The organism is Roseimicrobium sp. ORNL1 (assembly GCF_011044495.1).
GTDB lineage: Bacteria > Verrucomicrobiota > Verrucomicrobiia > Verrucomicrobiales > Verrucomicrobiaceae > Roseimicrobium.
Map to the genome: position 1 here is coordinate 4633510 of NZ_CP049143.1, position 14278 is coordinate 4647787.

Consider the following 14278-nt stretch of genomic DNA (forward strand, 5'->3'; position numbering starts at 1 on the left):
GCGGGGGATGCCTGATCATGCCAACGCCTCTCTAAAAGGGGCAATTCCGGGTGAAATAATGTTGACCATTTCATATCCCATCGTATTGATGGGATATGTCGCCGGAAGCATCGGTGACAGCTCGCCGATCCGGACGACGGAAGGACACTGATTCCATCACCGCCGAAGCCCATCTGACTAGAGAAGGCACACGGTTCAGTATTCACGCCGGGATGTGCGGCTCATGCAGCCCTCCTGTCGTGGCCATTTCCAGCCATGTTTTCATCTCAGTTTGAGGGGCGTTTTCGCGGACAGCCATCGCGAGGAGTCGTGTTCTCATTGCTCGCCGTCATCCTTTCCGGAGCCGGTGGCAGCAGTGTGTTTGCATCGCAGACACCCGATGCCGAGGCCCAGCAGGCGGCGAAGCTTGAATTCTTCGAGAAGAAGGTGCGACCCATTCTGGTGAGCCACTGCTATGCGTGCCACTCCGCGGAGACGAAGCCCTCCGGTGGATTGCGCGTGGACGATCGCAACGGGCTGCTCATGGGCGGGAATGCCGGCCCTGCGGTGATTGCCGGCGATCCCAAGAAGGGACTGCTGCTGGATCGCATCCTTCACACGGACCCCAAGAAGCGCATGCCCAAGGAAGGTGAACTGCTCACCGAGTCCGAGGTGGACGTGCTCAAGACCTGGATCACCGATGGTGCGGTGTGGCCGCATGAGTCTCTGCCCGCCAATCTTGGCAAGCTCACGAAGAAGGCGGAGGATCTCAAGGCCACGCACTGGGCCTGGCAGCCGCTGAATGAGCCGAAGGTGCCCGAGGTGAAAGATGCTTCGTGGCCGCGCAGCAACATCGACCGTTTCATTCTCTCCACCCTGGAGGAAAAGAAACTGCGCCCCGTCGCAGAGGCAGACCGCACCACGCTGATTCGCCGCGTGACGTATGACCTCACCGGTCTGCCACCCACGCCGAAGGAAACCACCAACTTCCTTGAAGACAAGGACAGCACAGAGGTTGCTTTCGCTCGTGTGGTGGATCGTTTGCTAGCGTCCTCTGCTTTCGGCGAACGCTGGGGCCGCCACTGGCTGGACATCGCGCGGTATGGAGAATCGACCGGGCCCTCGCGGAATGTGCCGTACCCGCATGCGTGGCGCTATCGCGACTACGTACTGGATGCGGTGAATCGCGATGTGCCCTTTGACCGTTTCATCCAGGAACAGGTCGCCGGAGATCTGCTGCCCGCCGATTCACCCGCGGAACGCGATCGCCTGCTCACCGCCACGGGATTCCTCGCGCTCGGCGTGAAGGATGTGAACCAGCGCTTCAAGACGCGCTTCATCATGGACAATGTGGATGAACAGATCGACGCGGTCACACGCTCCGTGCTGGGGCTTACGGTGAGCTGCGCGCGCTGCCACGATCACAAGTTCGACCCCATCCCGGTGACGGACTACTATGCGCTCGCGGGTATCTTCACGAGCACGGACCACTGCGCCGGTGTGCGGAACAAAATGGGCGGTGGCGGCCTGGATTACTACGACCCTTCCATGCTCGTCGCGCTCTCCACGAAGATGGAATCCGCGCCAAAGGAGCAGGTGGAGAAGCTGGAGGCCGAAGTCGCCGAAGCCAAGAAAGCCTGGGATGAAATCCGTGGTACGCCCGCGGGACTCAAGGTGAATGCGGAAGGACGCCCCACGCAGCGCGCCTATCGTGTGAAGTATGAGAAGGTGCAGGCTGACCTGCTTGCGCTCACGGATCCTGCGGCTCGCGGTAACGCGGTGCACGGGGTGCGCGACAGCAAGGTGGTGGCAGATACAGAAGTACGCATCCGTGGTGAGGCCGAGCGTCTCGGACCCGTGGTGCCACGTGGCTTCCTGAGCACCTTCACCGTGCCCGGCGCACCCGAGGTGAATCCCACGCAGAGCGGTCGACTGGAACTCGCGCAGTGGCTCACCAGTCCGAACAATCCTCTTACACCTCGTGTAATCGTGAACCGCGTGTGGCAGCACCTGCATGGTGTAGGCATTGTCAACACGGTGGACAACTTCGGTGTGAATGGTGACCAGCCTTCGCATCCCGCGCTGCTGGACTACCTCGCTTCGCGTTTCATGCGTGAGGGCTGGTCCGTGAAGAAGCTCGTGCGTGAGGTGGTCCTGTCCAAGTCCTACCAGCTCGGCTCGGAAGCACCGGAAGGTTATCGTGAGATTGATCCCGCGAACCGCCTGGTGTGGCGTCATGCCCCGCGCCGCCTCAGCACAGAGGAACTGCGCGACTCCATGCTCGCCACCGCCGGTCGCCTGGAGACGAAGGTGCCTGAGGGTTCGCTGGCGAAGGAACTCAAGATGGTCGAGATGCGCGACAATGGCGCGGAAGCCCGCAACATCCATGAGGGCGCGGACCGCAGTCTCACTCGCAGTGTTTACCTGCCGTTGCTGCGAGGCGTTACTCCCTCGGCGCTCGCAGCCTTCGACCCGGTGGAGCAGACGCTGGTGACCGGTCAGCGTGAAGCCACCACCGTGCCCACGCAAGCGCTGTACCTCTTGAACTCCACCTTTGTGCGGCAGCAGGCATTGGTGCTTGCAGAGCAGGTGGTGGCGGAGAGCGGTCGCTCAGATGTGGAAGCCCTACGGGAGGTGTACCAGCTCACGCTGGGCCGCCAACCCACGGAGCAGGAGGCCACCCGTGCGGGCGCCTTCCTCGCTTCTTATGAGTATTCCTATGAGGATGCATCACCTCCTGTAGTACTGGCCGCGCTCACCAGCGAGCCACGCGCCGCCGGTGCCTCAGATGCCAAGACCGACGCCATCCCGGTGAATCCGGATGATGTCGACCGCACCGAGCAAGCCGTGCGTGAGGAAGTGGTGCAGCCTCGCACCCCACGCGCCGCTGCCTGGATGAGCCTCGTGCAGGCCATCTACGCCTCCGCTGAGTTCCGCTTTTTGCGCTGAGTCACTTCAGCATTCCGCCATTCCCTTTCTTCATCATTCCTTTCTTCCTGCCCCCATGTCTCACCCCTTCCATTCCCCCACCCTTACCCGCCAGACGCTGCTGCGTTCCGCAGGCGCGGGCTTTGGTTATCTCGCCCTTGCCGGGCTGCTGGGTCATCAGCAGCAGGCCTTCGGCGCGGAGAAGAAGCTGGAGCATCCGCTCGCTCCGAAGAAGCCGCACTTCACGCCCCGGGCGAAGCGCATCATCTTCGTCTTCATGGAGGGCGCGATGTCGCAGCTCGATACCTTCGAGTACAAGCCGCAGCTGGTGAAGGACGGAGGCAAGGGCGGTCCCGGCGGCGGCACGCTCACGAGCTCGAAGTTCAAGTTCAAGCAGTACGGCCAGACCGGGTCGTGGTTCTCTGAACTCCTGCCAAACATCGCCACGCACGCAGACAAGTTCTGCTGGCTGCGAGGTCTGCACACTGACACTCCGGCGCATCCGCAGGCCGTGGTGCAGCTTCATACCGGCAGTGCGAATGCGGCACTCACCCGCCCCAGCATGGGAGCGTGGTTGCTGTACGGACTCGGCAGTGACAATCAGGACCTGCCCGGCTATGTGACCATCAATCCCCCGCCGAACTTCGGTGGCGCGGTGAACTATGGCAGCGCCTTCCTCCCGGCTGAGTACCAGGGCACGCGCATCAATGACCAGGGCCAGCTCCCAAATGTGAAGGCGTACTCCGCGAGGTCCCTTCAAAGAAAGCAGCTTGATTTGATTCAATCCATGAACCGCGACCTCGCCGCCACCTCGGGTGCACCGGATCCGGTGGATGCGATCATCGAATCTTTCGAGCTCGGCTTCCGCATGCAGAGCAAGGTGCCTGAGCTGCTCGACATTTCGAAAGAACCGACACACGTGAAGGAAGCCTACGGCGTGAAGGATGGTCCACAGGGAGCCTTTGCCCGCCAGTGCCTCATGGCGCGCCGACTCAGTGAGGCCGGTGTGCGCTTCGTGGAAATCTGCCAGTCAGGCTGGGACCATCACAACAACCTGCACAAGGGCCTCATCGACCGCACCGGAACCATCGACCAGCCGGTGGCAGCGCTACTGCAGGACCTGGAGACGCGTGGTCTGCTGGAGGAGACGCTGGTGCTCTTTGGTTCCGAGTTCGGGCGCCAGCCCACGGCACAGGGGCAGGATGGTCGCGACCACAACATCACCGGCTACTCCATGGCCCTCGCCGGCGCCGGTGTGAAAGCAGGCTATGTGCACGGCGGCACGGACGAGTACGGCATCAAGGCCGTGGAAGGCCGCATGCATACGAATGACCTGCACGCCACGCTGCTCGCCTTGATGGGTCTGGATCACGAGCGGCTGCGCTATCGTTATGCCGGTCGCGACTTCCGGCTCACGGATGTGGCGGGGAATGTGGCGACGGAGATTTTTGCGTAGCTACAGCGAAATCGGAGGGAAAACGCAAAGCAGCGAAGCAACAAAGGGATGAGGCTCTTTGCGGCGCAGCCTGCTGCACTCTCATTGACTGTTCTCGCTGCCCTTGCGCACGTTGGTGGTGGCAACGTCGCGGAGATACTTCTCGCCAGACTCCAGCGTGACGGGCTCGGGCGCGGAGCCGTAGTGGACGACGCCACTGATGGATGAATCGCTGAGCGAGCCAGCGATGAGGACTGCGTACTGCGCGCGGCTGGTGATATTGCGAGCGGTGATGTGGTTGGTATCGCCGAGCGGTGTCACGCCACCCCAGCGCGCGCTTTTGTCGCCAATCTTCAGTGCGGCGCGGCAGGACCTGCCGGTGGGCGAGGTGTCGGTCACGCCATCGATGAGGATGTCGTGCATCTTGACCCCGGAGGTGTTGAGCAAGCGCACGATGTGGCAGCCGCCACGACTGTAGCCCTGGATGTTCCGCAGGGTGATGTGGTGGATATCATCCAGGCTGTTGCCTCGGTCGAGGGTACCGCTGACCATCGTGGATTCGAAGCCGCCAGCGGCGCGCTTGCCGGGGATGGCCGTCAATGCGACGAGGTCATCGCCGGTGGTGCCGCGGATGTTTTCGACCTCAATATCATAGCAGCCCATGCGCAAGTCGAGTCCGTCCTGGTTGAGGACGGAGTGCTTCACGCCATCAATCTTCTTTGACAGACCGGACGCGAACTCAATGTCCCGCACCTTGCCTTCCGCACAACGCTCCAATGAAATCGCCCAGCAGTGGGAGTTGTGGATTGCAAGACTCTCGATGCTGAAGTCCTCCACGTAGGCGAGCAGAATGCCAACGTTGCGCCAGTCGCCCTCCTGCGTCTCACCGACCACGCCTGCATCCGTGCCGAAGGTGTCCTTGCCGAGCACCTTGGCGCCGTCACCGGTCGCGCGAGGGAGGTCCGCGCCCTCCAGCAATACGTTACCTACACCACGGATGTGGATGTTTTGCAGCGGCTGAATCTCGGTGATACCCTGGCCGCAGTTGGCGCTACGCATGAAGTTATCACGGCAGCGGTCGGAGAGCTTGAGGTGGCAGTTGTCCAGTACCAGCGTCACATTGCTGCGCAGCAGAATGGCAGAATCCAGGAGCCACACCTCGCGCTGCTCGGTGCCACGGACATTCACGCGGGGAATCACCACACGACCACCGGACGCCGCGGCAGCTTCGATGGCGCGATTGATGCGCTCGGTGTCCGAGCCTTCGAAAGTATTCGGCGTGATTACGACAAGTTCGCTCGCTTCTCTGTTCGTGCCTGCGGGAGCTTCTGCCGCGAAGCTGTGTGTCGCGAGCAAGGCGACCATGGCGGCGAAAAGCAAGCTCCTGAGGTCGTATGTGCCTTGAGAATGCCGAGACACGCGGAGGAAGATTGATTTCAAGAACCCGAGTGTCATAGCTGCGCTTTTGTCGAGACTACGTACGCCATCCCCGGTCGCAATCTCTCCAGCCAAGCTAGGAGCCCCCTCCCTTCCCACCAGCCTCCCCTCACTTCGCCTTCGCCCGGTTCTTGTCCACGATGCCGGCGATGATGGTGAGGAAGGCGAGCAGGCGTACGCCGTAGCCCACGGGTGCAAGTTCACTCTCCATGAGCAGCACGGTGCGTACGACTCGCTCCAGCATCAGCAAGAAGAAGGCCACCGCAAAGTAGATGAAGAGCCGGTCCCTGGTCTTCTGCCAGAAACGCAGAAAGAACGCCGCGGCAGTCAAGCTCATGGCAGCAATGGCACCGGAAAGGAACGGGGCAATCATGGGAGTGGCGCTAGTTCGACTTGAAGATGAGTCCGTAGAGCAGAACACCCATGCCCACGAGGCTGAGCACGGTTCGCAACAAGGTAAGGTCCGCCCCATCCGGCCCGATGATCACCAGGTCGATCACGAGGACAATGTTCGCCAATCCCAGGATAATGAAGCACCACGCACTCCAGAAAAGCAAATCGTGCTTCGAGCGCCTGTACCCGCGCATCAGCAACACCGCGCACAGGAGACTGGCGAGTGAACATAAAATGTAGACGACCTGGGCCATGAGATGAGCAGTTCAGTTTTTGCGAATTCGGAAGGCGTCCGCGAAATCCTGCGCGGGATCCGTCTGTGGCTTGCGTGGACGATAGATCGCTTCAATGACGCGCACGGGATAGGCCTTGTAGAAGGCGCCAAGCTTCTGCACCATTTCGAACTGTGCGGTGTTCACGGAAGCAATCTGGTAGGTGGACAATGCACCCGCGTTGCACACTGCAAGATTTCCAGAGACCATCTCGTCCAGCCATCCCTGAACGGAGTCGCGTGTGCTCATGATCTCCTGGTAAACGTCCTCTACGCTGAAGGCTTTTTCGGGATTTCTCCCGAGCAGCAGGATGATCTCCAGATGCTCCACCGAGCGCACATACTGCTCGATGAATTGCATGATGCTTGGAGAGATCCCGTCGTCGGCCACAGCTGTGATATAGGATGATACTAAATGAGGTCAGGGCCGGGGTCGTGACATTAGATCTCGACTTGAATGCGAGGAACTTGGAAACTGCCATTCGCATTTCACGCGAAGGTTGGATGGGTGCATCATCGGTTCGGAAAAAACTATACTTTGAGGGCAAGCTTGCGCGTTTCACCAGCTATATTAATGCTGGCGCCCAATGCAAGACGTACCCTCACGTCAGCATCTTCCCTATGCCCGGGAGTCTCTCTAGGATCGTGTCATCAACATGAAAACGCTGTCACCACGGAAACGAGCAGTCGCGAACAAAACCGCAGCCAACGGCAAACCCGCCGCCAGCCCTCCCTCCTCCACCTCTCCTGCTCCTGCGTCCGCTTCCGCGCTTGCTCCTACTGACAGTCATGAAGCCGCGACGTTTGCCATCCTGGAGGCGATGCTCGCGCTGCGTGAGGGGAACTTTTCCAAGAAGCTGCCGTCGAACTGGACTGGTGTGTACGGGAAGATCGCGGACACCTTCAATGAGGTACTGAGCATCAATGAGCGCCGCGCGCAGGAGACGAACCGCATCTGCCGCGTGGTGGGCAAGGAGGGCAAACTCAAGCAGCGCCTCCGCATTCCCGGCCTCGTAGGGGGATGGGCGGAGGAAGTGCAGTCGTTGAACGAACTGATGGATGACCTCGTGCGCCCGACCACGGACGTTACCCGCACCATCGGCGCCGTGGCGCAGGGCGACCTCACCCAGCCCATGGCACTCGAAATCGACGGCCGCTCGCTGCAGGGCGAGTTCCTCGTCTCCGCGCGGCTGGTAAACCGCATGATCGAGCAGCTCTCGGTCTTCACCTCGGAAGTGACGCGTGTGGCGCGCGAAGTGGGCACGGAAGGCAAGCTCGGCGGCCAGGCTCAGGTGAAGGGTGTATCGGGCGTATGGAAAGACCTTACGGAAAGCGTGAACCAGATGGCGGGCAACCTCACCGCCCAGGTCCGCAACATCGTGGACGTGACCATCGCCGTGGCGAACGGTGACCTTTCCAAGAAGATCACGGTGGACGTGCGTGGTGAGATTCTCCAGCTCAAGGAGGCGATTAACTCCATGGTGGATCAGCTCCGCTCCTTCGCTTCCGAAGTGACTCGTGTGGCCCGTGAAGTGGGAACGGAAGGGCGACTCGGGGGTCAGGCGGTGGTGCCCGGTGTGGCCGGTACCTGGAAGGACCTTACCGACTCCGTGAACTCCATGGCTTCCAACCTCACGGCGCAGGTGCGAAACATCGCCGCCGTGACCACGGCCGTCGCGCGCGGTGACCTTTCCCGCAAGATCACGGTGGACGTGAAGGGCGAGATTCTCGAACTGAAGGAAACCATCAACACGATGGTGGACCAGCTCAACGCCTTCTCCTCGGAAGTGACTCGTGTGGCGCGCGAAGTGGGTACCGAAGGCAAGCTCGGCGGTCAGGCCGCGGTGTCCGGTGTGGCCGGCACGTGGAAGGACCTTACCGACTCCGTGAACTCCATGGCCTCCAACCTCACCGGCCAGGTGCGTAACATCGCCGACGTGACCACGGCCGTGGCACGCGGTGACCTTTCCCGCAAGATCACGGTGGACGTGAAGGGGGAAATCTTGGAGCTGAAGAACACCATTAATACGATGGTGGACCAGCTCAACGGCTTCGCCTCGGAAGTGACACGCGTGGCACGTGAAGTGGGTACGGAAGGCAAGTTGGGTGGCCAGGCCGCCGTGTCCGGGGTGGCCGGCACGTGGAAGGACCTTACCGACTCCGTAAACTCCATGGCCTCCAACCTCACGGGCCAGGTGCGCAACATCGCCGACGTGACCACGGCGGTGGCGCGCGGTGACCTTTCACGCAAGATCACGGTGGAAGTGAAGGGCGAAATTCTCGAACTGAAGAACACCATCAATACCATGGTGGACCAGCTCAATGCCTTCGCTTCGGAAGTGACGCGTGTGGCACGTGAAGTGGGTACGGAAGGCAAGTTGGGTGGCCAGGCCGCGGTGTCCGGTGTGGCCGGTACGTGGAAGGACCTTACGGACTCCGTAAACGCCATGGCCTCCAACCTCACCGGTCAGGTGCGTAACATCGCCGACGTGACCACTGCCGTGGCGCGCGGTGACCTTTCCCGCAAGATCACCGTGGAAGTGAAGGGCGAAATCCTGGAGCTGAAAAACACCATCAACACCATGGTGGACCAGCTCAACGCCTTCGCCTCCGAAGTGAGTCGTGTGGCGCGTGAAGTGGGTACCGAAGGTGAGCTCGGCGGTCAGGCGGAAGTGGAAGGTGTGGCCGGCACGTGGAAGGACCTTACGGATAACGTGAACTCCATGGCCTCCAACCTCACCGGCCAGGTGCGTAACATCGCCGACGTGGCGACGGCCGTGGCGAATGGTGACCTTTCCAAAAAGATCACCGTGGACGTGAAGGGGGAAATCCTGGAACTGAAGAACACCATTAATACGATGGTGGACCAGCTCAACGGTTTCGCCTCTGAAGTGACCCGTGTGGCGCGCGAAGTGGGTACGGAGGGCAAGCTCGGTGGCCAGGCGCAGGTGCGCGGTGTGGCTGGTACGTGGAAGGACCTTACGGATAACGTGAACTCCATGGCCTCCAACCTCACCGGTCAGGTGCGCAACATCGCCGACGTGGCCACGGCCATCGCGAAGGGAGACCTTTCCCGTAAGATTACGGTGGACGTGAAGGGCGAGATTCTGCAGCTCAAGGAAACCATGAACACCATGGTGGACCAGCTCAACGGTTTCGCCTCCGAAGTGACGCGCGTGGCGCGCGAAGTGGGTACGGAAGGCAAGCTCGGCGGCCAGGCGAATGTGCAAGGTGTCGCCGGTACGTGGAAGGATCTCACGGATAACGTGAACTTCATGGCGAACAACCTCACCGCCCAGGTGCGTAACATCGCCGAAGTGACCACCGCCGTGGCGCGCGGTGACTTGTCCCGTAAGATCACGGTGGACGTGAAGGGCGAAATTCTCGCGCTGAAGGAAACCATTAACACGATGGTGGACCAGCTCAATGCCTTCGCCTCGGAAGTGAGCCGCGTGGCGCGCGAAGTGGGTACCGAGGGCAAGCTCGGCGGCCAGGCACAGGTGGGTGGTGTGGCGGGTACATGGAAGGACCTTACGGACAACGTGAACTCCATGGCCTCCAACCTCACCGGCCAGGTCCGTAACATCGCGGAAGTGACCATCGCCGTGGCGAACGGTGACCTTTCCAAGAAGATCACAGTGGACGTGCGTGGTGAGATTCTGGAGCTGAAGGAAACCATCAATACCATGGTGGACCAGCTCCGTTCCTTCGCGGCAGAAGTGAGCCGCGTGGCCCGCGAAGTGGGTACCGAGGGCAAGCTCGGCGGTCAGGCGCAGGTGCCAGGTGTGGCGGGCACGTGGAAGGACCTTACGGACAACGTGAACTCCATGGCCTTCAACCTCACCGGCCAGGTGCGTAACATCGCCGACGTGGCCACGGCCATCGCGCGCGGTGACCTTTCGCGCAAGATTACGGTGGACGTGAAGGGCGAAATTCTCCAGCTCAAGGAAACCATCAATACGATGGTGGACCAGTTGAGCGCCTTCGCCTCGGAAGTGACGCGAGTAGCGCGTGAAGTGGGCACCGAAGGCAAGCTCGGCGGCCAGGCCGAAGTGGGTGGCATCGCAGGCACGTGGAAGGACCTTACGGATAACGTGAACTCCATGGCCTCCAACCTCACGGGCCAGGTACGTAACATCGCCGAGGTGACCATCGCGGTGGCGAACGGTGACTTGTCCCGCAAGATTACGGTGGACGTGCGTGGAGAGATTCTCCAGCTCAAGGAGACCATCAATACCATGGTGGAGCAGCTCCGCTCCTTCGCCTCCGAAGTGACGCGCGTGGCGCGTGAAGTGGGTACCGAAGGACGACTCGGGGTGCAGGCCGTGGTGCCGGGCGTCGCGGGCACGTGGAAGGACCTTACCGACTCCGTGAACGCCATGGGCTCGAACCTCACGGCCCAGGTGCGAAACATCGCGGAAGTGACCACCGCCGTGGCGCGTGGTGACCTTTCCCGCAAGATCACGGTGGACGTGAAAGGGGAAATTCTCGAACTGAAAAACACCATCAATACGATGGTGGACCAGCTCAATGCCTTCGCTGCGGAAGTGACGCGTGTGGCCCGTGAAGTGGGCACCGAGGGCAAGCTCGGCGGTCAGGCGCAGGTGTCCGGTGTGGCCGGTACGTGGAAGGACCTTACCGACTCCGTGAACGTGATGGCGGCGAACCTCACCGACCAGGTGCGAGGCATCGTGAAGGTGGTGACTGCTGTGGCCGATGGCAACCTGCGCCAGAAACTCACGGTTCAGGCCAAGGGTGAAGTGGCTGCACTCGCGGAAACCATCAACAACATGACGAACACGCTCGCGACCTTCGCCGACCAGGTGACGAACGTGGCGCGCGAAGTGGGTGTGGATGGACGACTGGGCGGCCAGGCCAACGTGCCCGGTGCTGCCGGTACGTGGAAGGACCTTACCGGGAACGTGAACCTGCTGGCGGCAAACCTCACCACGCAGGTGCGAGCCATCGCCGAGGTGGCCACGGCCGTGACGAAGGGTGACCTCACCCGCTCCATCCAGGTGGAGACCCGTGGTGAAGTGGCCGAGCTCAAGGACAACATCAACACGATGATCAACAACCTCCGTGAAACCACGGAGCGCAACCAGGAGCAGGACTGGCTGAAGACGAACGTGGCCAAGTTCACCCGCATGCTGCAGGGGCAGCGCGACCTCTTCACCGTGGCGCAGATGCTCCTCTCAGAGCTCGCGCCGCTGGTGGCCGCGCACCAGGGCACCATCTACCAGACCACGGGCACGGGCTCGGACCGCAGGTTCCTCCGTCTGCTCGCGGGCTTCGCCACGCCCAAGAACCAGCGAAACCAGCTCAGCATGGGCGAGGGTCTCGTGGGCCAGTGCGCGGTAGAGCGCCAGCGCATCCTGCTCACGGATGTGCCGCCGGACTACTCCCCGGTGCAGTCCAGTCTGGGCATGGCCACACCGGCGAACATCGTGGTGCTGCCCGTGCTCTTCGAAGGGGAGACAAAGGCAGTCATCGAACTCGCCTCGCTGCAACCCTTCACCGAAGGGCGACTGAATTTCCTGGAACAGCTCACGCAATCCATCGGGGTGGTGCTCAATACCATCGAGGCGACCATGCGTACGGAAGGCCTGCTCCAGCAGAGCCAGCAGCTCACCACGGAACTGCAGTCCCGCCAGACGGAACTCCAGCAGACCAACGAAGAACTGGAACAGAAGGCCAGGGAACTCGCCGACCAGAATGCGGAAGTGGAACGCAAGAACGTGGAAATCGAGCAGGCCCGCCGCGCCCTGGAAGACAAGGCTGCGGAACTCGCGCTCACCTCGAAGTACAAGTCCGAGTTCCTCGCGAACATGTCCCACGAGCTGCGCACGCCGCTGAACTCCATCCTGATTCTCGGCCAGCAGCTCTCGGAAAATGCCGCCGGCAACCTCTCCACCAAGCAGGTGGACTTCGCGAAGAACATCCACTCCGCAGGCTCCGACCTGCTCAACCTCATCAACGACATCCTCGACCTTTCCAAGATCGAATCGGGCACGGTCGCGGTGGAAGCGGAGGAGGTGACCTTCGACACGCTGCGTGAGTCCGTGCAGCGCAACTTCGGCCACGTGGCGGAGAACAAGAACCTGCCCTTCATCGTGGAGTTCGATCCCACGCTGCCGCGCGCATTCTCCACGGACCTGAAGCGCCTCCAGCAGATCATCAAGAACCTGCTGTCGAATGCCTTCAAGTTCACCTCCCACGGCAGTGTGACCATCAAGGTGAGTCACGCCACCGATGGCTGGGCCACAGACCACCCCATCCTGAAGCGCGCGCCGTATGTCATCAGCATGGCGATCACGGATACCGGCATTGGGATTGCTCCGGAGAAGCAACGTCTGATTTTCGAAGCCTTCCAGCAGGCGGACGCCGGCACCGCGCGCAAGTACGGCGGCACCGGTCTCGGCCTGGCCATTTCCCGTGAACTGGCCACGCTGCTCGGCGGTGAGATTCGACTCTTCAGCACCTTGGGTGAGGGCAGCACCTTCACCCTGTATCTGCCGCTGCACTTCACACCCACAGGCCAGAGCATCGACCCCGTGAAGTCCCGCGCACTGCAGGAGGTCTCCGAGAGCGCCGCGATTCGCACGTACCGTGCGGCAGCGGAGGAAATCATTGATGACGATCGCGATGTCATCGTGAAGGGAGATGCCGTCGTGCTCGTGGTAGAGGATGACCCCCACTATGCACGGGTGCTGCTGGGACTGGCGCGAGACAAGGGGTTCAAGGGGCTCGTGGCCACCCGCGGTCACGAGGCGCTGCTGCTCGCGCGGCAGTATCTGCCCACCGCGATCACGCTGGACATCTTCCTGCCAGATATGCTTGGCTGGACTGTCCTGAATAATCTGAAACTCGACCCCGCCACCCGGCACATCCCTGTGCAGATCATCTCCCTGGAGGAGGAGCGGCAGCATGGGCTCTCCCACGGCGCCTTCTCCTACATGGTGAAGCCGGCCACCACGGACGAGCTGGATCACGCCTTTGACCGCATCAAGACCTTCGCACGCCCGCGCGTGAAAAATCTGCTGGTGGTGGAGGACAACGACGTGGAAAGCCAGAGCATCGTGGAGTTGCTTGGCTACGAAGACATCGAGATCACCACCGCCGCGACCGGGAATGAGGCGATGAAGCAGCTGCTGGACAAGCCCTATGACTGCGCGGTGCTGGACCTCCGCCTGCCGGACATGAGCGGGTTTGAACTGTTGGATAAAATCCAGGAGGAACCCAGCCTGCTGGAGGTGCCCATCGTGGTTTTCACCGGCAAAGATCTCTCCGAGGAGGAGGAAAAGCGCCTGCGCACCGTGGCGAAGAGCATTGTGCTCAAGGACGTGAAGTCCCCCGAGCGCCTGCTCGATGAGACGGCGCTCTTCCTGCACCGCGTCATCGCCGAACTGCCCGAGTCGAAGCAGAAGATGATTGCGCGCCTGCACAACTCGAATGAAGCCCTGCAGAACCAGAAGGTCCTGGTGGTGGACGACGACGCACGCAACATCTTCGCCCTCTCCATCGTGCTGGAAAACCAACAGATGGAAGTGCTAAGCGCAATGAATGGCAGACAGGCGATTCAGATTATCGAAGACACCCCGGACCTTTCCATGGTGTTGATGGACATCATGATGCCCGAGATGGACGGTTACCAGACCATGCGCGAGATTCGTAAAAATCCCAAATTCCGCACACTGCCCATGATTGCTCTCACCGCCAAGGCGATGAAAGGCGACCGCGAAAAATGCCTCGAAGCCGGGGCGAGTGACTATATTGCGAAACCCGTGAACACCGACCAATTGCTTTCCCTGCTGCGAGTGTGGCTGCACCGCTGA

At 61.3% G+C, this 14278-nt stretch carries 7 protein-coding genes; 3 read left to right on the forward strand and 4 right to left on the reverse strand.

Going from position 1 to position 14278, the window contains the following annotated elements; genetic code table 11:
- Window positions 1-309: 309 nt before the first annotated feature.
- Together G5S37_RS18845 and G5S37_RS18850 are read left to right on the forward strand one after the other, a co-directional pair.
- Window positions 310-2928, forward strand: a complete 2619-nt coding sequence (locus G5S37_RS18845) for a PSD1 and planctomycete cytochrome C domain-containing protein (RefSeq protein WP_240914674.1) — start codon at window positions 310-312, stop codon at window positions 2926-2928.
- A gap of 55 nt (window positions 2929-2983) precedes the next feature.
- On the forward strand, window positions 2984-4363 hold the full coding sequence (locus tag G5S37_RS18850; RefSeq protein ID WP_165206001.1) for a DUF1501 domain-containing protein: 1380 nt from the start codon (window positions 2984-2986) through the stop codon (window positions 4361-4363).
- 81 nt (window positions 4364-4444) lie between these two features.
- On the opposite strand, the gene G5S37_RS18855 is transcribed toward G5S37_RS18850, so the two are convergent.
- The 4 genes from G5S37_RS18855 to G5S37_RS18870 all read right to left on the reverse strand — a co-directional run bounded on the left by G5S37_RS18855 (window position 4445) and on the right by G5S37_RS18870 (window position 6804).
- Entirely contained in the window at window positions 4445-5707 is a 1263-nt protein-coding gene (locus G5S37_RS18855) for a hypothetical protein (protein ID WP_165206002.1), read from the reverse strand.
- A gap of 181 nt (window positions 5708-5888) precedes the next feature.
- Window positions 5889-6152 (reverse strand): DUF5985 family protein, encoded by a 264-nt coding sequence (locus G5S37_RS18860; RefSeq protein ID WP_165206003.1) that lies wholly within the window; start codon window positions 6150-6152, stop codon window positions 5889-5891.
- 10 nt (window positions 6153-6162) lie between these two features.
- Window positions 6163-6426, reverse strand: coding sequence for a DUF5985 family protein (locus G5S37_RS18865; protein ID WP_165206004.1), 264 nt, complete (start codon window positions 6424-6426; stop codon window positions 6163-6165).
- 12 nt (window positions 6427-6438) lie between these two features.
- The gene (locus G5S37_RS18870; RefSeq protein WP_165206005.1) at window positions 6439-6804 is read right to left on the reverse strand and encodes a hypothetical protein; all 366 of its coding nucleotides are present in this window, start codon (window positions 6802-6804) and stop codon (window positions 6439-6441) included.
- Between the two features lie 295 nt (window positions 6805-7099).
- Between G5S37_RS18870 and G5S37_RS18875 the strand changes: the two genes are divergently transcribed.
- On the forward strand, window positions 7100-14278 hold the full coding sequence (locus G5S37_RS18875) for a HAMP domain-containing protein (protein ID WP_240914675.1): 7179 nt from the start codon (window positions 7100-7102) through the stop codon (window positions 14276-14278).

Coding starts and splice junctions, on each gene's coding strand:
- G5S37_RS18865 (WP_165206004.1), bottom strand. CDS start 6,426: ATGGCCCAGGTCGTCTACATTTTATGTTCACTCGCCAGTCTCCTGTGC.
- G5S37_RS18855 (WP_165206002.1), bottom strand. CDS start 5,707: ATGGTCGCCTTGCTCGCGACACACAGCTTCGCGGCAGAAGCTCCCGCA.
- G5S37_RS18870 (WP_165206005.1), bottom strand. CDS start 6,804: ATGCAATTCATCGAGCAGTATGTGCGCTCGGTGGAGCATCTGGAGATC.
- G5S37_RS18875 (WP_240914675.1), top strand. CDS start 7,100: ATGAAAACGCTGTCACCACGGAAACGAGCAGTCGCGAACAAAACCGCA.
- G5S37_RS18850 (WP_165206001.1), top strand. CDS start 2,984: ATGTCTCACCCCTTCCATTCCCCCACCCTTACCCGCCAGACGCTGCTG.
- G5S37_RS18860 (WP_165206003.1), bottom strand. CDS start 6,152: ATGATTGCCCCGTTCCTTTCCGGTGCCATTGCTGCCATGAGCTTGACT.